This is a genomic window from Pseudomonas sp. MM213, from assembly GCF_020423045.1.
Taxonomy (GTDB): Bacteria; Pseudomonadota; Gammaproteobacteria; order Pseudomonadales; family Pseudomonadaceae; genus Aquipseudomonas; species Aquipseudomonas migulae.
On record NZ_CP081943.1, the window covers coordinates 6,239,597 to 6,259,708 of the forward strand.

Annotated in this window: 22 protein-coding genes; 12 read left to right on the forward strand and 10 right to left on the reverse strand. The window is 59.8% G+C overall.

The genetic code is table 11. The annotated features are described in order from the left end of the window. Window positions 1-72 precede the first annotated feature (72 nt). The 3 genes from K5R88_RS28420 (at window position 73) to K5R88_RS28430 (ending at window position 1,760) form a co-directional block, all read left to right on the forward strand. Window positions 73-264, forward strand: a complete 192-nt coding sequence (locus K5R88_RS28420) for a YegP family protein (RefSeq protein WP_008034931.1) — start codon at window positions 73-75, stop codon at window positions 262-264. 146 nt (window positions 265-410) lie between these two features. Continuing rightward, a complete protein-coding gene (locus K5R88_RS28425; RefSeq protein WP_008034933.1) occupies window positions 411-1,337 on the forward strand; it encodes a LysR family transcriptional regulator in 927 nt (308 codons plus the stop codon). 57 nt (window positions 1,338-1,394) lie between these two features. Then, window positions 1,395-1,760 carry a 5-carboxymethyl-2-hydroxymuconate Delta-isomerase gene (locus K5R88_RS28430; RefSeq protein WP_226298773.1) on the forward strand — a complete coding sequence of 122 codons (366 nt, stop codon included), beginning with the start codon at window positions 1,395-1,397 and terminating at the stop codon, window positions 1,758-1,760. Window positions 1,761-1,763: 3 nt separating this feature from the next. Here K5R88_RS28430 and K5R88_RS28435 read toward each other — a convergent pair whose 3' ends face one another. From K5R88_RS28435 to K5R88_RS28445, 3 genes are all read right to left on the reverse strand, one after another. Further along, window positions 1,764-2,699 carry a LysR family transcriptional regulator gene (locus K5R88_RS28435; RefSeq protein ID WP_226300294.1) on the reverse strand — a complete coding sequence of 312 codons (936 nt, stop codon included), beginning with the start codon at window positions 2,697-2,699 and terminating at the stop codon, window positions 1,764-1,766. A 105-nt stretch (window positions 2,700-2,804) separates the two neighbouring features. Further along, window positions 2,805-3,725 (reverse strand): DMT family transporter, encoded by a 921-nt coding sequence (locus K5R88_RS28440; protein ID WP_223449587.1) that lies wholly within the window; start codon window positions 3,723-3,725, stop codon window positions 2,805-2,807. Between the two features lie 15 nt (window positions 3,726-3,740). Then, window positions 3,741-4,925: a cyanate transporter gene (locus K5R88_RS28445; RefSeq protein WP_226298774.1), complete on the reverse strand. Its 1,185-nt coding sequence runs from the start codon at window positions 4,923-4,925 to the stop codon at window positions 3,741-3,743. A gap of 539 nt (window positions 4,926-5,464) precedes the next feature. On the opposite strand from K5R88_RS28445, the gene K5R88_RS28450 reads away from it, so the two are divergent. The 6 genes from K5R88_RS28450 (at window position 5,465) to K5R88_RS28475 (ending at window position 12,001) form a co-directional block, all read left to right on the forward strand. Beyond that, the gene (locus K5R88_RS28450; protein WP_207286119.1) at window positions 5,465-6,847 is read left to right on the forward strand and encodes a glutamine synthetase family protein; all 1,383 of its coding nucleotides are present in this window, start codon (window positions 5,465-5,467) and stop codon (window positions 6,845-6,847) included. A gap of 168 nt (window positions 6,848-7,015) precedes the next feature. After that, on the forward strand, window positions 7,016-8,665 hold the full coding sequence (locus K5R88_RS28455) for a phosphoethanolamine transferase (RefSeq protein ID WP_207286120.1): 1,650 nt from the start codon (window positions 7,016-7,018) through the stop codon (window positions 8,663-8,665). A 73-nt stretch (window positions 8,666-8,738) separates the two neighbouring features. Beyond that, window positions 8,739-9,401, forward strand: a complete 663-nt coding sequence (locus K5R88_RS28460; RefSeq protein ID WP_226298775.1) for a class I SAM-dependent methyltransferase — start codon at window positions 8,739-8,741, stop codon at window positions 9,399-9,401. A 123-nt stretch (window positions 9,402-9,524) separates the two neighbouring features. Next, window positions 9,525-10,658 carry a ribonuclease D gene (rnd, locus tag K5R88_RS28465; RefSeq protein WP_008034962.1) on the forward strand — a complete coding sequence of 378 codons (1,134 nt, stop codon included), beginning with the start codon at window positions 9,525-9,527 and terminating at the stop codon, window positions 10,656-10,658. After that, entirely contained in the window at window positions 10,655-10,948 is a 294-nt protein-coding gene (locus tag K5R88_RS28470; RefSeq protein ID WP_192419483.1) for a YcgL domain-containing protein, read from the forward strand. The genes rnd and K5R88_RS28470 overlap by 4 nt, the downstream gene beginning before the upstream one ends. A gap of 120 nt (window positions 10,949-11,068) precedes the next feature. Beyond that, entirely contained in the window at window positions 11,069-12,001 is a 933-nt protein-coding gene (locus tag K5R88_RS28475) for a D-2-hydroxyacid dehydrogenase (RefSeq protein ID WP_008034968.1), read from the forward strand. A gap of 148 nt (window positions 12,002-12,149) precedes the next feature. On the opposite strand, the gene K5R88_RS28480 is transcribed toward K5R88_RS28475, so the two are convergent. Beyond that, window positions 12,150-12,743 (reverse strand): nitroreductase family protein, encoded by a 594-nt coding sequence (locus K5R88_RS28480; RefSeq protein ID WP_226298776.1) that lies wholly within the window; start codon window positions 12,741-12,743, stop codon window positions 12,150-12,152. 165 nt (window positions 12,744-12,908) lie between these two features. On the opposite strand from K5R88_RS28480, the gene K5R88_RS28485 reads away from it, so the two are divergent. After that, entirely contained in the window at window positions 12,909-13,358 is a 450-nt protein-coding gene (locus tag K5R88_RS28485) for a YcgN family cysteine cluster protein (RefSeq protein WP_008034970.1), read from the forward strand. Between the two features lie 18 nt (window positions 13,359-13,376). Then, window positions 13,377-14,606 (forward strand): hypothetical protein, encoded by a 1,230-nt coding sequence (locus tag K5R88_RS28490; RefSeq protein WP_192228706.1) that lies wholly within the window; start codon window positions 13,377-13,379, stop codon window positions 14,604-14,606. A 113-nt stretch (window positions 14,607-14,719) separates the two neighbouring features. Here the strand turns inward: K5R88_RS28490 and K5R88_RS28495 are convergent, their stop codons facing one another. From K5R88_RS28495 to K5R88_RS28510, 4 genes are all read right to left on the reverse strand, one after another. Then, window positions 14,720-15,097 carry a YgaP family membrane protein gene (locus K5R88_RS28495; RefSeq protein ID WP_226298777.1) on the reverse strand — a complete coding sequence of 126 codons (378 nt, stop codon included), beginning with the start codon at window positions 15,095-15,097 and terminating at the stop codon, window positions 14,720-14,722. Between the two features lie 91 nt (window positions 15,098-15,188). Then, window positions 15,189-15,659: an RNA methyltransferase gene (locus K5R88_RS28500; RefSeq protein ID WP_008034973.1), complete on the reverse strand. Its 471-nt coding sequence runs from the start codon at window positions 15,657-15,659 to the stop codon at window positions 15,189-15,191. Between the two features lie 212 nt (window positions 15,660-15,871). Continuing rightward, window positions 15,872-16,243, reverse strand: a complete 372-nt coding sequence (locus K5R88_RS28505; protein ID WP_008034789.1) for a YajD family HNH nuclease — start codon at window positions 16,241-16,243, stop codon at window positions 15,872-15,874. A gap of 48 nt (window positions 16,244-16,291) precedes the next feature. Beyond that, a complete protein-coding gene (locus K5R88_RS28510) occupies window positions 16,292-16,978 on the reverse strand; it encodes a spermidine synthase (protein ID WP_008034788.1) in 687 nt (228 codons plus the stop codon). Window positions 16,979-17,070: 92 nt separating this feature from the next. Here K5R88_RS28510 and K5R88_RS28515 point away from each other — a divergent pair, with 92 nt between their 5' ends. Beyond that, window positions 17,071-17,361 (forward strand): hypothetical protein, encoded by a 291-nt coding sequence (locus K5R88_RS28515; protein WP_192228708.1) that lies wholly within the window; start codon window positions 17,071-17,073, stop codon window positions 17,359-17,361. On the opposite strand, the gene K5R88_RS28520 is transcribed toward K5R88_RS28515, so the two are convergent. Beyond that, window positions 17,358-17,831, reverse strand: coding sequence for a cyclic nucleotide-binding domain-containing protein (locus K5R88_RS28520; protein WP_008035048.1), 474 nt, complete (start codon window positions 17,829-17,831; stop codon window positions 17,358-17,360). The genes K5R88_RS28515 and K5R88_RS28520 overlap by 4 nt on opposite strands. Window positions 17,832-18,043: 212 nt before the next feature. Continuing rightward, complete coding sequence (locus K5R88_RS28525) at window positions 18,044-20,098, reverse strand: S9 family peptidase (protein WP_223481877.1); 2,055 nt, start codon at window positions 20,096-20,098, stop codon at window positions 18,044-18,046. Between the last annotated feature and the right edge of the window lie 14 nt (window positions 20,099-20,112).

Consider the following 20,112-nt stretch of genomic DNA (forward strand, 5'->3'; position numbering starts at 1 on the left):
CCCAAAATCCTCATCTACTCTGGTTTCGCAGGTCACTGACCTGCCGTTATCAGCAATCGCAAGGAGCGATCAATGTACTTTGAGATTTACAGGCAAACCCGTGGCACCCCGCACACCGGCAAAGGTCAATGGCGGTGGCGTTTACGGGCGGGGAACAATGAAACGATTGCCAGCGGGGAGGCTTACGTCAACAAGGCGGATTGCGTGCATGCCATCAGCCTGATCAAGGGCACTCAGGATCAGACTCCGGTGAAGGAAATCTAGGCCTCAAGTGGTGAAGCTGCTCAATCAGGGCAGCTTCGTTTCAAGCAGCCTTGCAGCCCGATCAAATGCAAACTGCTTGAGTCGCATAGACGCCCGTTGCGACAGCTACCTAAACTGTCAGCAGATTTGGGGATTGGGGGCAGTGGATGAATCGCAACGAACTACGCAAGGCGGATATCAACCTGATGGTGGTGTTCGAAACCTTGATGCTCGAACGCAACGTTACCCGTGTGGCGGAGAAGTTGTTTCTCGGGCAGCCAACCATCAGTTCGGCGCTCAACCGCCTGCGCACGATGTTCAACGACCCGCTGTTCATTCGGGTTGGCCATCGAATGGAGCCGACCGCCCGGGCCGAGGAGCTGATTCAGTATTTGTCGCCGGCGCTGGACTCGTTGTCGGTGGCGTTAAGCCTGACCCATGATTTCGACCCGACCGTCAGCACCATGACCTTTCGGATCGGGCTGTCGGACGATGTCGAGTTCGGCCTGTTGCCGCCGTTGCTGCGTGCCTTGCGTCAGGAAGCACCGAAGGTGGTGTTTGTGGTGCAGCATGTCGATTACTGGCGAATTCCCGATTTGCTGGCATCCGGCGACATCACGGTGGGTATCAGCCAGACCCGGGGTCTGCCGGCCAATGCCAAGCGCAAATTGTTGCGGCACATCCAGCCCAGGATCCTGCGCGCCGATGCGTCCGACACGCCACTGACCCTCGATGAATATTGCTCGCGCCCGCACGTGCTGGTGTCTCACACCGCCAACATCAGTGGTTACGCTGACGAGTGGCTGGCGGAGATCGGGCGTACACGCCACGTAGTGTTATCCGTGCCGCAATACAGTTCCTTGCCAGCCTTGCTCGCCGGAACCGATCTGATCGCCAGCCTGCCGGATTACACCGCCGAGGCGATGGCGGCATCCGGTCAGTTGTTCATGGAGCCTTTTCCGTTCAAGACACCGACGCTTGACCTGTCGATGGTCTGGCTCAGCCACGTCGACACCGACCCCGCCGAGCGCTGGTTGCGCTCGCGACTGGAGGCGTTCATGAGTGAGCGCTTAGCGTCGCCGCCGTCCCGGTGAGCAGGACCACTCTGTGTTATATGTACGACCTTTCCGCCTACTTTCAGGAGCCACGTCATGCCCCACCTGCACATGGAATACACCGCCAACCTGCCTGATGTGAACGCCGACGTGGCGTTGATCCGGCTCAACAATACGCTGGTGGCTTCCGGTCAGTTTGCTGCCGAATACGACATCAAAAGCCGAGCCGTGAAGGTCGAAACCTTCAAGGTCGGTACTGCATTGGCTGAGCGGGCATTTGTGCACGTGAAACTGGCGTTGTTGAGTGGCCGCTCGCCGCAGATCAAAAAGCAGTTATCCGAAAGCCTGCTGGCGGTGGTGCAGGATTTGTGTGAATGGCCGGCGGGGGTTGAAGTGCAGTTGGCTGTAGAAATCCTCGACATCGATCGGGAGTCCTACAGCAAAGTCGCCATCAACAACTGAGTCTCAGGCCGTGGCCTGTTCAGTGCAGGCCTTGACCACTTGTTCACGCAGCCAGGTATTGGCGCTGTCCTGATCGGCGCCTTGACTCCATTGCATGTCGAGGGTGAAACCCGGCAAGCCGTTGGGCGCTTCGCAGTGATTGAAAATCACCTCGCTGGCCAGTAAATGCTGGATGCGTCGGGGCAGGGTAACGATGAAGTCGGTGCCTGTGATCATTTTCAGCGCTGCGCTGTAGCTGTTGGAGCGTGCGACGATTTGCCGTTTTTGCGCTTGCTGCGCCAGCCAGCCGTCGACCATGTTGGTGGTCGATGTCCAGGGTGTAGGAAACACGTGCCGGCGTTCGGTGAAGGCTTGCAGACTTAAACGCGGCTCCAGCGGCGTGGCGCGTTTATCGAAGACGCAGACCAGATCGTCCTCCAGCAGCATGCGGGATTTGAAGTCGGTGTGACTGCGATGAAAATTCGGGCCGAAGCAAATCACCAGGTCGAGACTGCCGTCGCGCAGTTCTTCGGCCGGGATGTCGGTTTCGAACTTGTGCATGTTGACCATCACCGGTAAGTCGGCGAAATCAAAGCTTTTCAATAAACGCGGCAGGATTAACTGCTCGAAGTATTCCGGTGCGCAGATGTTGAAGGTGACCGGTTGCAGGGTCGGGTCGAACGCCTGCGCCCCTGCGTGACAGAGGTTGATGCTGTCGAGGATTTTCAGCACGTGGGTGTACATGGTGCTGGCTTTGTAAGTAGGGCGCATCCCCGCGCGGGTGTTGATGAACAATTCGTCTTCGAATCCGCTGCGTAGCTTTTTCAGGCAGTAACTGACGGTGGACTGACTGACGCAGAGTGTTTCGGACACTCCGGTGACGCTGCTTTGTTCATACACGGCGATAAACACCATGAGGTCCTGCATGTCGAGTTTTCTAAGCAAGTTACTGTTCAGCATCCATTCCATCTCGCTGTGATCCTTGCGCTGACTGAGCGCAAACTCGTGCGAATGATCCTAGCGGAACGATGGTCCCAGGAGAATGCCTTGTGGGAAGTTTCCCTTTTAGTTGTGAGGCAGTGCCAAATGCACAGTGCGACGACTGGACATCAATAACGTCAGCATGCCGATGCCTACGAGTACCGCACCGACGATTTCCAGCGGCATCGGCGATTGACGCCACCAGAACCAATGAAACAGCGTGATGAACAACGTGCTCAGGTAAATGTACGAAATGACCGATGAGGGGGCGATGACACCGATGGCCCGGTGCAGCAACCAGAAGGTCGCCAGGGTGGCGAACAACGCCAGGTAAATCAGCCAGTAAAAATCGTTCAGGGTCAGCAACGATGCCGATCGCCAGCCTCCACTGACCCCACAGAACACCAGCAGGAACAACGCACCGAACAGCATGTTCCAGAAAGTCATGCCCACCGGGCCACGACCCTTGAGGCTGCTGGTTTTCAGCCGCTGACTCAGAGGCGAATAGAGCGCCATCGCTAGGCAACCGAGCCCATACACCGACACCGCATAGAACGACGGCAACTCGCCGGGCCCAGTGCCTTTCAGCACCAGCATCACGGCCCCGGCGGCCGCAATCAACATCGGCAATACCCGTTGTTTCAGGCTGCTGTCCGGCATCAACACGGCTTCGAAAAGCAGGGTCAGCAACGGCACCAGCGTGAACATCGTGCCGGTGTTTACCGCGCTGGTGTAGCGCAACGCTTCGAACAGCGAGCCAAAATAAACCGCCAGCAGCAGGCCGAGGACGGCATGGCCGAATAACCCGCGTCGATTCATGGCGGTGTCGCCCTTGATCAGCAGCAGCGGCAAAAACACCAGGGCGCAAAACAGCAGGCGCAAGCCGGTCAGCAGGACCGGATCAATGGCCTGACTGACCTGCGCCGCTGCGGAAAACGAAGCAGCGATCAACAGTGCCCAGAGCAGCATGCCGACGTGGGCGGCGGCGAAACCGGTGTGTTTCATGAGGGCGTTTCCGGGTCAGTAAATGTGGCGGGCGTAGTGCCGCGGGTTGAAGCGCAGGACCATCAACATCATCAGCGCCATGACGCCGGTGAGTGACCACCAGGCCCATTCGAAACTGCCGAGTTGATCGCGGATGATCCCGGCAATCAGCGGCGAGAGGCCGGCGATCAGGTAGCCGATGCCTTGGACGAAAGCCGTCAGCCCGCCTGCACGTTGCGGGTTGTCCAGATGATCCAGCGACACGATCAGGCTCATCGGGAACAGTCCGCCGATGCCCAGCCCCAGCAGGCACGGCCACAACAGACTCAGGTGTTGCGGGCTCACTATCAGCCCACAGAAACCGGCCATGATCAGCGCCAGCAACACCACCAGCACCAGGCGACGGTCACGGCTGCTGTTGGCGATCGCAGGCGTCACCAGGCCGGACAGTACTTCCATGGCCGTGAGGAAACCTGACAACAAACCGGCGTTTTGTTCGCTCCAGCCTTTTTCCATGTAGTACGGCGCCAGCCAGGCCAGCACACAGGTGTAGGACGCTGTGCCCAGACCAAAGAAGATGGCGAGTAACCAGGCGCGGGAATTGGCGAAGAACGACCTGTTTCGTTGCTCATGAGCGGGCAGTGCCGGCATCGCCGCACGTTGGCCGAGCCAGAAGAGTAGCGCCACCAACGCCAGGATCGACCAGATCGCCAGGCCTCCCCGCCAACTGCCGGTGCGCATCATCACCAGCGGCGCGAAGGACGCGGCGAGGGCGGCGCCACCCATGATCGATGTGACGTAGAGGCCCATGCACACGGAAACGTTGTCGCTGAAACGCGACTTGATCAGCGTCGGCATCAACGCCTGAATCAGCGCGATACCGACACCTGCCAGAACGGCGCTGAGGATCAGTTCGGCCGCGGAGTCGAGGAACAGGCGCGACACCGTCGCCAGGCCGATGACCAGCAACGACACCACCACCGTGCGCTGTTCGCCAAGCCATTGGCTGACGCTGAGGCCGAAGAACATCGCCAGTCCCATGGCCATCACCGGCAGCATGGTCAGCAGCGACGCCAGGCTGAAACTCAGCGGGATGTCGCCGCGAATCGCCGAGAGCAAAGGGCCGACCGCGGCCATGGACGGGCGCAGGTTCAGGGCGACGAGCATGATGCTGACCATCAACCAGAAGGCAGGGCGAGAAGTGGCGCGGACGTTTTCCATCGATTGGACCTTGAATGACAGGGCCCGATTAGGCGCGAGCGGCCTGGAAGCCGCAAATCAGAAAGTCCGTCGCGGTATTTAAAAATCAAATACCTCTGCCGCAACACAGAACCCTGTAGGAGCGAGACCGGCTTGCCGGCGATAGCAATTTTTCATTCAATATTTATGTTGCCTGACTCTCCGTCATCGCGAGCAGGCTCGCTCCTACAATGGTTTGTGTGGCGGCAGCCACATTGGGTATAGGGTGGCTGGTTGATTGTTTAGCCAACCCACAACCAAAGTTCTTCAAATCCCGATTTAACGACTTAACCAGCCATGTGACGCTGCTGCTCATCTGTCTACTGCGGTCTTCTTTATGGACGATTGTCCAGTCGCACTTCCTTCCGAACTCGCCTTCTGGGCGTTGTGGCATTGCCGTCACGCGCGCCCACCGGATTCCTGCCTTTCCCGTTGATAGTTCCTACAGGTCCTGCGCTGTGCGCCGGGATCAAACCGGCAGCGCCTGCGCGTTTGCCTGACGCGGAAACAAGAGAATTCCTATGAGTTGTGCCACGACCTCCTTCGCCACGAAACAAGAAGCCCTGACTTTTCTGGAACAGAATCCGGATATCGAGATGTTCGAGTTGTTCATCCTCGACAACAACGGTGTGCCACGGGGCAAGTTGTTGCATCGCGATGAACTGCTGGCGGTCTACGAAAGCGGTCGCCCCCTGCCAAGCACTATCCTGGGCCTGACCATCAACGGCGATGACGTGGAAAACTCGGGTCTGGTCTGGGACGTGGGGGATATCGATTGCCGGGCCTACCCGATCAGCGGCAGCCTGACGCGCATGCCATGGCGATTGATTCCGACGGCGGCGGTGCAGGTCAGCATGCACCCGAAGGAGGGCATGCCGGCGACCATCGCCGACCCGCGGCACCTGTTGGCGAAGGTGATCGAAGGCTTGCAGGCGGACGGCTATTACCCGGTGATGGCCGCGGAGCTGGAGTTCTATCTGCTGGATCAGCAGCGCGACAGCAACGGCCGGCCGCAACCGGCGCGGGATGTCGATGGCGGGCGCCCGCGCGCAACTCAAGTCTACGGCTTGCGTGAACTGGAGCAGATCGAGCCGTTTCTGGCGGATCTCTACAGCGCCTGCAAACTCCAGGGCATTCCGGCACGCACGGCGATTTCCGAGTACGCGCCGGGGCAAGTGGAAATCACCCTTGAGCATCGCACCGACGCCTTGCAGGCGATGGACGAAGCCGTGCGCTACAAGCGCCTGGTCAAGGGCGTGGCGCACAAGCACGGGATGACCGCGTGCTTCATGGCCAAACCGTTCGATGACCTGGCCGGCACGGGCATGCATATGCACGTCAGCCTCGCGGACAAGGACGGCAACAACCTGTTCGCCAGCGAAGCCGCAGACGGTACGCCGCTGCTTAAACAGGCGGTTGGCGGGATGCTCAGCACTTTGCTCGATTCGTTGTTGCTGTTCTGCCCGAACGCCAACTCCTACCGTCGCTTCCAGACCAACAGTTACGCGCCGCTGGCGGCCACCTGGGGCGTGGACAATCGCACCGTAAGTCTACGCGTGCCAGGCGGGCCGGCATTCTCGCGGCACATCGAACATCGCATTTGCGGCGCCGACGCCAACCCGTACCTGGCGGCTGCGGCGATTCTGGCGGGTATCCATCGCGGCATTCGCGAACAACTGGACCCGGGGGCGCCCGTGGAAGGCAATGGTTACGCCCAGGCCACGGAACTGTTGCCCACCGACTGGCTGACCACCTTGCGCGCACTGGAAGGTTCGGGCTGGGCGCGAGAGGCCTTCGGCAGAGAATTTCTGGGTGTTTACCTCGCGGTGAAGCGTGCCGAGTATCGTCAATTCATGGGCGAAGTCGGTGAGCAGGATTGGCGTTGGTACCTGAACCAGGCCTGAACCATTCTCAAATACATCTCAAGATGTAGTTAAACGCCTTAAGCCAACTAATCGTTGGCTTCTTTTTCACAAAAAATTGATGGTTGGCTACTTAAAATTAGTGCTGTCGCGGTCAATGAAATTTTCACATTGGCCGACGGCACTTCTTTTCAGGAACAGCCGATTATCATGTGGAAACTCAAAGCCGTTCGCCCCGAGTGGGTGACGTTGATTGCCAGTGCCTTTTTATTGACAGGCTTTAATTTGGTGCTCTGGCAACATTTGTTTGAAATCACCGCGTTCGACGGTCAAGGCATCGTCATGCGTGTGGCTTTTGGCTTGATGATTCTGGCTGCTTTCAACATCGTATTGACCCTGCTGGCGTTCCGCCCGCTGTTAAAACCGGTCTTGACCCTACTCTTCATGATCAGCGCCGGGGTGGCGTATTTCATGGGGCAATACGGTGCACTTATCGACACCGGCATGTTGCGTAACTTTGCGCAAACCAATGCCACGGAAGTGCGTGACTTACTCTCGATAAAGTTACTTGTTTATATTGTTCTGCTCGGGGTTTTACCTTCGTGGTTGTTGTGGAAGACGCCAATTAATTACCGTCGCTGGCACCGTGAGTTGCTCAGTAAAGTACTGGTAAGTGTTGCGTCGGTGGCGGTGATCGGTGGCGTCGCACTGGTCAACTATCAGGGCCTGTCCTCACTGTTTCGCAATCACCATGAATTGCGTTTGATGGTGGTTCCGAGTAACTACATCGGCGCCTCGTTCAGCTACCTGCGTGAGCAAGTCGCTTCGGCCCATCAGCCTTTCGTTAAAATCGGTGAGGACGCCGAGAGAAATCCGACCTGGCAAGCGCACAGCCGCAAATCCCTGACCGTGCTGGTGGTCGGTGAAAGTGCCCGGGCCGAAAACTTCGGTGTGCTGGGTTACAACCGTGACACCACGCCGAAACTGGATAAAGAAGCCGGCCTGATTGCGTTCACCGATGTGCATTCCTGTGGTACTGAAACGGCCGTGTCGGTGCCCTGCATGTTTTCCAACATGGGCCGCAAGGACTACAACGCGAGCAAGGCCAAGAATGAAGAAGGCCTGCTGGATGTGCTCAAGCGTGCAGGCCTGGAGGTGATATGGCGCGATAACCAGTCAGGCTGCAAAGGCACGTGCGACCGCGTCACCCTCGACGATGTCAGTAACCTGAAAGACCCGGTGCTCTGCGCCAATAGTGAATGCCGCGATGAAATTCTCCTGCAAGGTTTGCAGCACTTCATCGACACCCTGGATAAAGACACGGTATTGGTGTTGCACCAGATGGGCAGTCATGGCCCGGAGTATTTCAAGCGCTACCCGAAAGAGTACGAACGCTTTACGCCGGTGTGTGAAAGTAATGCCCTGAATAATTGCAGTCGCGAAAGTATCGTCAATGGTTACGACAACACCCTCGTTTACACCGACCACGTGCTGTCGACCCTGATCGATCTGTTGCGCAGCAACCAGGACAAAGTTGATACCGCGATGCTCTACCTGTCGGACCACGGCGAATCCCTGGGCGAATACAACCTGTTCCTCCACGGTACGCCTTACATGCTGGCACCGGAGCAACAGAAGCATGTTGCGATGCTGGCCTGGTTCTCCGACAGCTATCAAAAGTCGTTCTCGGTGGACACCCACTGCCTGCAATTGAGCCGTGAGAAGCCGCTGAGCCAGGACAATCTGTTCCATTCGATGCTCGGTCTGCTGGAGGTCAACAGTAAGGTCTACAACCAGGATCTGGACCTGTTTGCCGGCTGCCGTGGTGCGGTGATCGACGGCGTTTTGGCCAAAGAGTGAGGGGCACGACCTTTTTTTCACGTATCGGCCGCTAACCTGCGGCCGGTAGATTTTCCTACAAGAGCAATCACACATGTCCCCTCAACCCCCATCTGCCTTCGAGCTTGAGTTCGCCCGGCGCTATGACCAGGAACACGCCCGCGTCTGCATGCAGCCGCGTCCGCGTGGCCTGGCCGGGCGCCTGGCGTTCTGGCGGGACGAGCAGTTGGTGCGCAACGCGCTCAAAGTGGCCGGCGAGCCGGGGTTGATTCTTGACGTCGCTTGCGGGGCCGGACGTTTCTGGCCGGTGCTGGCCGAACATGCTAACCGGGTGATCCTGGCGTCCGATCCGTCGCAGGACATGCTCGATCACGCCCCGATCCATCATCCGCAAGAGCTGCTGAAGCGGGTCAAGACCTTTCAGAGTTCGGCGTTCGCCATCGGCTTGTCGGCGAATGCGGTGGACTGCATTTTTTGCATGCAACTGTTTCAACACATCGCCTGCGCCGAGCATCGCTCGGCCATGCTCGGTGAGTTCCACCGGGTCAGCCGCGACACCGTGATTGTCGCGGTGCGGGTCGAAGCTCATTTCAAAGGCCGACAACCCGATGTACAAGGCACTCATGCCCGGCATCTGGCCAGTAAGGCCGAGGTGGAAGCCGAGTTCAAACAGGCCGGGTTCCGTTTACTCAGCCATCAGGATTTCCTGCCCGGTTGCACGCGGATGCGCGTCTACGTGCTGCGTAAGGCCAGATAACCTCCCTCCGTCAGACTATTCTTGCTAACAAGCAGGTGTTTTCGCTAAAGCTCTTGTTCAGTGGAGGCGCGGAAATCGCCGGGGGCGATATATACTGCGCGCCATTCTTCAAGGGAGAGCCGTGTGGCCATCGATATTCACTGGATTCGCGACAACGATAGCCTCGGCCGGTTTTGCGCCGAGTGGCAGCAGCTGCCCTACGTTGCCCTCGACACCGAATTCATGCGGGTCGACACCTTTTATCCGATCGCGGGTTTGCTGCAGATCGGCGATGGCGTACGCGCTTACCTGATTGACCCGTTGACCATCGACAACTGGCAACCCCTGGCCGCGTTGCTGGAAAACCCGGCCGTGGTCAAAGTCGTCCACGCGTGCAGCGAAGACCTCGAAGTGTTGCTGCGCCTGACCGGCAGTCTGCCGGCGCCGCTGTTCGACACGCAATTGGCCGCCGCCTACCTGAACCTCGGTTTCTCCATGGGGTATTCGCGGTTGGTGCAGGAAGTGCTCGGCATCGACCTGCCCAAGGGCGAGACCCGTTCCGATTGGCTGCAACGCCCGCTGTCTGACACCCAGATCAGCTACGCCGCCGAAGACGCCTTGCACCTGGCGGAAGTTTTCGTACAGCTTCGTCCGAAGCTGTCTGACGACAAGTACGCCTGGGTCCTGGAAGATGGCGCCGAGCTGGTGGCCAACCTGCGTCGTGAAGTCGACCCGTATGAGGTTTACCGCGAAGCGAAACTGGCCTGGAAGTTGTCTCGCGCTCAGCTCGCCGTTTTGCGTGAACTCTGCGCCTGGCGTGAGCGCGAGGCTCGCGCCCGTGATCTACCGCGCAATCGCATCATCCGTGAACATTCCCTGTGGCCGCTGGCGCGCACGCAACCGGACAACCTCGGGGCGTTGGCGAAAATCGAAGACATGCACCCGCGTACCGTGCGTCAGGACGGCGAATTTCTGCTTGATCTGATCAAGCGCTCTGGCAGTGTGTCGCCAGATCAATGGCCGCCTGCCGTGCCGGAACCGTTGCCGGTGGATGCTGCCGCACTGATCAAACAGTTGCGTGCGCTCGGCCAGGCCGAAGCCGAGCGACTGAACGTCGCGCCGGAACTGATGCTGCGCAAGAAAACCCTGGAAGCGCTGCTCAAGAGCGGCTTCCCCAATGGTCCTTACCAATTGCCTGATTCGCTGCGTGGCTGGCGCCGCGAATTGATGGGCCAGGCGCTGCTCGACAGCCTGGCCACCGCCGGAGAACAGCCTTGAAACGTATTTGCTCCATCTACCGCAGCTCGAAAAGAAACGAAATGTACCTCTATGTGCTCAAGAGCGATGCACTGGAGCGCGTGCCCGAAACACTGATGGCGGCCTTCGGCAAAGCCATCCACGCCTTCGATCTGGTGCTGACCCCCGAGCGCAAGCTGTCGCGCGAGGACATCGCCGTGGTCCTGGAAAACCTCGACAAGCAGGGCTATCACCTGCAAATGCCACCGGCCGAAGACGAATACATCGAACACTTGCCGGAAGAGTTGTTGCGACGCAACGACCCGATGTAGTCGGCAGACAGGCTCTGTTCAGAGCCTTTATGAAAAACTGGAATGATTTTGGCGATGGCCGCAACGAGGGAGCGACACTCCCTCGGCGGCCGTCTGCACTGCTTTTGAAAGGTTTGAACCATGCGCGTTCTGATTGCTGAACACGACCACCCTGTGTATGCCCAACTGTTGCGTCAGGCAGCACCTGATCTGGAAGTGCTGACCAGCGGTGACTCCGCCGAACTGGCCAGTCAGGCTGCCGATTGCCCGATCTGGCTGGGTCAGCCGGACCTCCTGGCCACTCTGTTGCGTCAGGGCCACCAGCCACAATGGTTGCAGTCGACGTGGGCCGGGATCACGCCGCTGCTGGCCGACGGTTTGCCGCGCCACTATCGCCTGACTCGCGCTGTAGGGATTTTCGGTCAGGTCATGGCTGAATACGTGCTGACCTACATGCTCGGCCACGAACGCGAAGTGCTGCCGCGGCTGGTCAGTCAGGTCGAGCGCAAATGGGACAGCCGTCAGGGCCAAAGCCTGGCGGGGCGCAAGGTCTTGATCGTCGGCACCGGTGATATCGGCCAGACCGTCGCGCAGTTCCTGCTGCCGTTTGGCGTCGAGTTGTATGGCATCGCCAGCGAAGCCCGCGAGCAGGCACCGTTTGTCGAAGTGGGAGCGCTGGCGGACTTGCCGCGCCTGGTCGGTGAAGTGGATTACGTGATCAATCTGCTGCCGAACACCCCGAGCACCCACGACCTGTACAACGCGGCGCTGTTCAAGCAATTCAAGCCGACCGGGTTGTTCATCAACGTCGGGCGCGGCGTGGCGGTGGTCGATGCGGATCTGGTGGAAGCCTTGAAGGAAGGGCATCTGGCGGGCGCGGTGATCGACGTCTGCCGTCAGGAGCCGCTGCCGCAACGTCATCCGTTCTGGACGGCCTGGGGCCTGCTGTTGACCGGCCATAGCTCCGCACCAACGTCGCCGACGATGATGGTGAAGTTGTTTGTCGAGAATTTGCGGGCGTATCAGGCGGGCGAAGCGTTGCGCGGCGAAGTGGATTTCAATCGCGGGTATTGAGCCCATCGCTGGACTTGAATGGTGTGCAAATAACTGTGGGAGCGAGACCGGCTTGCCGGCGATAGCGGTGTGACAGTCTCCGTAAATATTGACTGACACACCGCTATCGCGAGCAGGCTCGCTCCCACATTTGGTTCTATGTTGTGGCTTAGAGGGTGAAGTCGCCTTCAGCCGCCAACTCGCTCAACGGACGACGCGGGCTTGGCTCTTCGCGGGCTTGCAGGTAATCCGCCAGCGTCGCCTTGTCCCCCAGCTTGCCCACCGCCACTGCCGCGTGCAGTGCGTAACCTTCAGGAATGTTCAGCTCCTTGCGGGTCAGTTCCTGATCGAAACCGGCCATGCCGTGAGTGTGCCAGCCGCTGAGGCTCGCTTGCAGCGCCAGATGGCCCCAGGCAGAACCGGTGTCGAAGGTGTGCCACAGCGCCGGGGTTTCTTCAGTGGCGCCGGGTGCTGTGAAGGTGGTTTTCGAGATCACGATTACCAGCGCCGAGGCGTGTTGCGCCCAGCTGCGGTTGAACTCGTTCAGCAGGCCCAGGTAACGCTCCCAGTTCGGCGTATCGCGGCGCGCGTAGAGAAACCGCCAAGGCTGCGAGTTGTAGGCCGATGGTGCCCAGCGTGCGGCTTCAAAGAAGCTCAGCAGGGTTTCCTCGGAGATGGCCTCGCCGGTGAAGGCGCGGGGCGACCAGCGATCAGTGAATTGAGGGTGGATGGCATAATCGGCAACGCGTGGATTGGCACTCATCAATAAATTCCTTGCTACGTTTGAAAGTGAGGGGCGACGCGAAACCCTACTGGGCAGCGCAAAAACTGACAAGCGCGTTCTACCGGCAGTCGCCAATGCTTGGCCCGCAACGGCCTTGGCACTAGACTGGCGGCCTTTTCACCACCTGATGTTGATGCTTGAGCCATGGCCGCCAAAGTCGAACCGTTCTGGATACGCAAAACCCTCGATCAACTCGATCAAGAGGAATGGGAATCGCTGTGCGACGGTTGTGGCCTGTGCTGCCTGCAAAAGCTTGAGGATGAAGACGACAACAGCGTTTATTACACGCGCATCGCCTGCAAACTGCTGGACCTGAAAACCTGCCAGTGCAGCGATTACCCCAACCGTCGTGAATTCGTGCCGGACTGCATTCAGCTCACACCGGGCAAGGCCGATGAGTTCAAATGGCTGCCGCCGACCTGCGGTTATCGCCTGGTCAGCGAGGGCAAGGATTTGCCACTCTGGCACCATCTGGTGTGCGGTGATCGCGATGCCGTGCATCACGAACGTATTTCCCAGTCCGGGCGCATGCTCGCCGAAGGCAGCGTGCCCGAGGACGATTGGGAAGACCATCTGATTTTCCGCGCAGGTTAGTTTTACAAGGGAGTGTGTATGGCTGTGGGATTGCGGCTGGCGTTGGCCGTTGGGCTGCTGGCCCTGAGTTCGTCGGTGTGGGCGGCGAAGAAAGTCGATCTGGATTACCACGTGCGCCTGTTGCCGCAAAGCGATCAGGCTGAAGTGCGCCTGACGCTGGCCCAGGGTTCGGCGGTGCGCAGTCTGGATTTCGACCTCGGCGACGGCAGCCATTACAGCGACTTCAAGGCCGACGGCCAATGGCAACTCACGCCGGGCAAAGAGGCCCGGGGTGTCTGGCGACCGGCGGCCGACAAGGCCAGCCTGACCTACCGCGTGCGCATCAGCCACGGCCGCAAGAGCGGCAGTTTCGACACACGCATGACCCCAACCTGGGCGCTGATGCGCGGCGACGACCTGGTACCGGCCGCCAGACTCGATCAGCAGGACGGCATCGAATTGGTGTCACGCCTTGAATTCGAATTGCCCAGCGGATGGAAAAGCGTCGAAACCGCCTGGCCGCGGATCGGCAAGAACAAATTCCGCATCGACAACGTCTCGCGCCTGTTCGACCGGCCAACTGGCTGGATGCTCGCCGGTCACCTCGGCAGCCGTCGCACCCGGCTTGGGGAAACCGAAGTCACCGTCGCCTCGCCTCAGGGCCAGGGCATGCGCCGCATGGACGTGCTGACCCTGCTGACGTTCGTCTGGCCGCAAGTGCAGGCTGTGTTTCCGCGTCATCCCGCCAAATTGCTGATCGTCGGCGCCAACGACCCGATGTGGCGCGGCAGTCTGGCGGCGCGAGAGTCGATCTATCTGAATTCGCGTCTGCCACTGGTCAGCGAAAGTGGCAGCAGCGCACTGGTGCGTGAACTGGCCCAAGTGTTCGGGCGGATCAACGACAAGCAGCGCAGCGACTGGATCAGCGAAGGCTTTGCCGAGTATTACGCCATCGAACTGGTGCGCCGCGCCGGTGGCATGAGTGATGAGCGGTATGAAAGTTTGCACAAGAAGTTGGCCAAGGATAGCCAGAAGGTCACGACGTTGCGGGGCGAGCAGATCAGCCCGGCGCAGATTGGCAAAGCGGTTCTATTGCTGAGTGAACTGGATCAGGAGATCCGTATCAAGACCCGCAACAAGCGCTCGCTCGATGATGTGTTGCGCGGGGCGATGCACTTGGAGAGTGTGGATACCAAGGAATTCGTCCAACTGGCCGAGAGCGTTATTGGCGAGTCCTCGAAAGTCCTCGATAACGATTTGATTCAGTGACACCGCTATCGCTAGCAGGCTAGCTCCCACACTGGGGCTTCGTCGTTACACGGGACCAATGTGGGAGCTAGCCTGCTAGCGAAGAGGCCACAAGCCTCAACGGATATTTCGGATCAAACCCCGGCTTTCGGCGACTTCAACGACTCATTCCCGGTCACGCTGGCAGTTTTGGTCGCCGCCTCGGCATTCGCCTTCAACCGAGCCAGGTCTTCCCCGGCGCGCTCGATTTTCGCCCGCACGTTGTTCATGTCCTGACGGCTCTTCTCCAACAGGCTCTTGGCCGAACTGTGGCCAGTGATGCCACGGGCCAGCGCCACGCCACCGATCGCCACCTGGATCAATCCGAAAATACCGCCGCGACGCAGGCCTTTGCCCACCATCACCAGACCGCCGGCGACGGAGCCTGCGCGTTCCCAGCCGTGGACGTTATGCTCGGAAGGACTCTGGAACGGGGTGGACTCGATGCGCTCCACGCGTTTGAGTTCGCTCATGATCTGTCTCCTGCTGGAAGGACTGCTTCAAGAATAGATAATTAAGCTGACTGCCGAGGCGGGCGGCTTGTTCCATCGGATGTGCGTCGGTTCAGCGGAATTTCGGCCCGGAGCGGGTGTTCAGGCCCTTGGCCATGCGGTCGTACAGCACGACGTTGACGGTGGCCGCAAGGTTCATGCAACCGGTGGTCGGGATGTAGACCACGTCTTCGCACCAGTCGCGAATCTCTTTATCCAGCGAGCCGTCTTCCGGGCCAAAGATGTACAGCGCGCGATCCGGGTGGGTGTATTCCGGCAGCGAACGGGCGCCGTCGACCAGTTCCACGGCCACCGGCACGCAGCCCAGCGGCAGGATTTTTTTCAGGTCGTCGATGCCGATCAGCGGAATGTCGTAGTGAACGCGCTTGGTGTCGGTGACGAAGTCGGCGGCGCGGTCATAGCGCTTGCCGGTGTAGAACACGGACGCCACGTTGTAGCAGCCGGCGGCGCGCATGACCGAGCCGACGTTTTCCGGTGATTTTGGGTTGAACAAACCAATGCAGCTGTACCGTTTGTCTGCCACGAGCGGGGTGCCTTCGGGGAAAAAACGGCGATTATACGGGGATTGGGGGAGGGGGTGTCTGGTTTGAGATTGGTGGTGCCTGAACAATTGCTATCGCTAGCAGGCTAGCTCCCACATTGGATCTTGGGTGTTCACAAACACTTATGTGCACAGAAGATCCCCTGTGGGAGCTAGCCTGCTAGCGATGGGGCCGGGTCAGGCAATGAAGATATTCAGTCGTCTTTCTTCATCAACCCGGCCAACGCCGCAAACGGGTTATGCGTCGCCTTGGCAATCTTCGGCGTGCTCAACGAGCCCTCACCGAAATATTGCTGGTCGGTATACCGCGAGTGTTCGTTGTCGTGGCAATACAGGCACAACAATTCCCAGTTCGAACCATCCTGCGGGTTGTTGTCGTGGTTGTGGTCGCGGTGGTGCACGGTCAGTTCGCTCAGGCGCTTGCCGGAAAACTCACGGGCGCAGCGGCCGCACACGTGCGGGTACATCTTCAAGGCTTTGTCGCGGTAACCCATTTCCTTGTCGCGCTGGTTGTCGGCGAGGATGCGGTCCAGCTTCGAGGTGTTGGTCGGTGTTGACGAACTCATGGGTTCACCTTTGTAAAAGACTAATGACGGTTATGACGTAAGTTTAGCCTAGCCCTTGAGCTTCTCGGCAATCCAGATGGTGTGGCGGGTGCCCTTGTTGCCGTGGGCGAAGACCTGGACTTCCTCGGCCTTGAAGCCCGCCTTCTTCAGTTTGTCGGAAAACTGCTTGTCGGCGCTGGCCGACCAGACGGCCAGCACGCCTTTTGGGCGCAGGGCTTTGGCGCAGGCGCTCAGGCCGCCCGCGGAATAGAGCCAGCTGTTGGCTCGCTGGGTCAGGCCTTCGGGACCGTTGTCGACGTCGAGCATGATCGCATCGAAACCTTGCGGTTCGGCCTGCAGCACGTTCGCCACGTCTTCCATGCGAATCACCGTGCGTTTATCCAGCAGCGGGTTCCCGGCTTTCTCGCCCAGCGGCCCGCGATTCCACTCGACCACGCCCGGTACCAGTTCGGCGACCACCACTTCAGCGCTCTTGCCCAGATGCTTGAGGGCCGAGGCGAGGGTAAAGCCCATGCCCAGGCCACCGATCAATACCCGTGAATTCGGCCGTCCGGCGACCTTGCGGCAGGGGATCTCGGCCAGCGCATCTTCGGAACCGTGCATGCGCGTATTCATCAATTGTCCGCCGTCGCCGCCCTGGATCTTGATGACGAAATCCTCTCCGTATTCGAACAGGCACAGGGCACCGCCGTTTTCAGGGATAGGCGCGGTGTCGAGCAGAACGAAACGTTTCATGGGGATCTCTTGAGGAGGAAGGGCATGGGGGAGGCAAACGAACGCAGTTGGGAGTAGCCTGCAAACAGACAACAAGGCTAACGGAGCCATTGATGAAGCGCACCATTCTAACGGTCATTGCCTTGGCCGCGCTCTCGATAACTGCAGTGCAGGCCCAAGAGCTGCAAACCATTCCGACCAGCCCGTCGCCGCTGCCCGGTTCGCCCGGTACGGCAACGCCGACGCCGTACCCGCAGATCACCCCCAACAGTGTGCCCAAAGTCGGGCCTGGCAGTGGCGGGCCGCCGCTGTTGCCGCCGATCATCGTGCCCAGCCCGCCCAAGGATCAGCCCTTGCCGGGGCTTGAGCAGAACCGCACGAAGATCAAGTCGCCGGGCGGTTAAACCTGCTGCGAGAGTAGCTGGCCGTCGGCCATGCGCAGGCGTTTGGACAGGGAGACGGCGAGGGCGCGGATGATCTTGGCGGCGATTTTCGGCGCGTCGTTGAGCATCTTTTCCAGGGAATCCTTGCCCAGGTTCAGCAGCTGGCAATTGCTCGCGGCTACGCAACTGGCGGAGCGCCGTTCGCCATCGAGCACGGCCATTTCGCCGAACGCCCGACCGCTGCGCAGCGTGGCCATGGTCACCCGTTGTCCGTCGCTGTTGGTTTTTTGTACCGCGACCTGGCCGGTATGGATGATGCACATGAAACTGCCGGCATCGCCTTCGCGGAAGATCTCTTCGCCCTCGGCCACCGTGCTGATGCTGAAGTAGCCCGAGGCGGCTGCGAAGTCGGCGGGCAGCAGTTGATCGAACAGGCCACAGTCCATCAGCCAGTCGCGGATTTCGTTGTTCAGTAAGGTCGGTTCTGACATGTCGTCACGGTCTTTTTCTTGTGTCTGTAGCGGTTCCGGATCATACGAGTTCCCCAGTAGGAGCGAGGCTTGCCCGCGAAGGCATTATCACAGCCAACATAGATGTTGAATGTTACGGCCTCTTCGCGGGCAAGTCGGAACGCCGCCCGCTCGCTCCTACAAGGGCAGGCTCGGCGTTCTGGTGTTAAGACCGAATCACCGAGCCAAGTTCCTCAGGCAATGCCCAAAACCCCGAAAACAAATGCGTATTCGAGTGCTACGTCACGCAATCCCTGATAACGGCCACTCATTCCGCCATGCCCGGCGCCCAATTCGGTCTTGAGCAGCAGTTGATGGGTATCGGTTTTGGTCGCGCGCAATTTCGCTACCCACTTCGCCGCTTCCCAGTACTGCACGCGACTGTCGTTGTAGCCGGCGATTACCAGCGTCGCCGGATACGCCTGCGCGGTGACGTTTTCGTACGGGGCGTAGGCCTTGATCCGATCATAAACGTCCGGCTCTTCAGGATTGCCCCACTCGTCGTATTCCGTGACGGTCAGCGGCAGGTCCGGGTCGAGCATCGTGTTCAACACATCGACGAACGGCACTTCGGCAATCGCCGCGCCGAACAACTCCGGCCGCATGTTAAGCACCGCACCGATCAACAACCCGCCGGCACTGCCACCGCTGATCGCCAATTGCTGTGAGGTGGTGAAACCGTTGGCGATCAGGTGCTCGGCGCAGGCGATGAAGTCGCTGAAGGTGTTGTGCTTGTGTTCCTGTTTGCCAGCGCGATACCAGGCTTCACCCAATTCGCCGCCGCCGCGCACGTGCGCAATGGCAAACGCCACGCCTCGGTCCAGCAGGCTCAGGCGCGCGTGGGAGAACCACGGGTCGAGGCTTTCGCCGTAGGCGCCGTAGCCGTATAGATAAAGGGGGGTCGGCTTGCCGAGGGCTTCGCGCTTGACCACCAGGCTGATTGGCACTTGCGTACCGTCCGGTGCGGTCGCCCAAAGACGCTGGCTGACATAGGCGTCGGCGTCGAACGGGCCGAGCACCGGGGTTTCCTTGAGCACTTTCTGTTCGCCGCTGACCAGGTCCAGTTGGCGGATTTGTGCCGGACGGTTCAATGCTTCATAGCGCAAGCGGATCCGCTCGCTGACGAACTCCAGGCTGTTTTGCACGTGCAGGCTGTAGGCCGCATCCGGCAATTGCACGCGGTAGCTCGGCAGGTCTTGCGGGTGAACCTCGATGATCGGCAAGCCGCCGACCCGCAGGCTCAGCGTCAGGGCGCCGGCGTTGAGGCTCATGCCGTCGATCATCGTGGTGTCGCTGTGGGGGATCAGGTTCTGCCAGTCGGCTTCGGTCGGCGCGACGCCGGTATCGACGGCCGTGTACAGGGCAAAGTTGATGCCGTCGCGGTTGGTGCGAATGAACCAGGTCCACTCGCCGTCGAGGGCGCCGTGGTCGACGTCGTACTCGTGGTCTTCGACCCGTGGCGCCACGCAGGTAAACGCCTGTTGCGGCTGGAACGCGTCGAGCACCCAGACTTCGCTGGTGGTCTTGCTGCCCAGCGCCAGCAGCAATTGCTGCTCCGAGCTTGAGCGGTAGCAATGCATGAAGAAACGGCCATCCGGCTCATGGAACACTTCTTCGGCCGCCGTGCCGTCCAGTCGATAGCGGAACAGCTTGTGCGGGCGATGGGTGTCGTCCAGTTCGCCGAAAAACAGCGTCAGGCTGTCGTTGGCCCAGGTCATGCTGCCGTCGCAGTCGGCGAATTCCAGTTCGCTGACGCGGCCGCTGGATAATTCCTTCACGAACAGCGTGTAAATCTCATCGCCCGTGGTGTCGAGGCTGTAGGCCAGGCGCTGGTGGTCCGGGCTGATGCTGAACGCGCCGAGGGAAAAGAAACCGCCGTTGGCCAGTTCGTTCGGGTCCAACAGCAGCTGTTCCTGGCTTTCGTCGAGTTGCAGGCTGTCATCCGCCGGGCGCGGGCAGCGGTAGTGACGGGCGTATTCGTCGCCGGCGGTGGTGCGCGTGTAATACAGGTATGGGCCCCACGGGGAGGGCAGCGACAGGTCGGTTTCGAGAATCCGGCCCTTGATCTCTTCGAACAGGGTTTCGCGCAGGCCGGCCTGATCGGCGGTTTGCGCCTCTAGATAGCGGTTTTCAGCCTTGAGGTAATCGAGCACCACGTCGGTGTCACGTTCCTGCAGCCAGGCATACGGGTCAGAACCTTCAGCCTTGTGGGCAATCGGGGCGCTGGTGATGTTGGCGGATTGGGGCATGAAGGGCTCTCGGG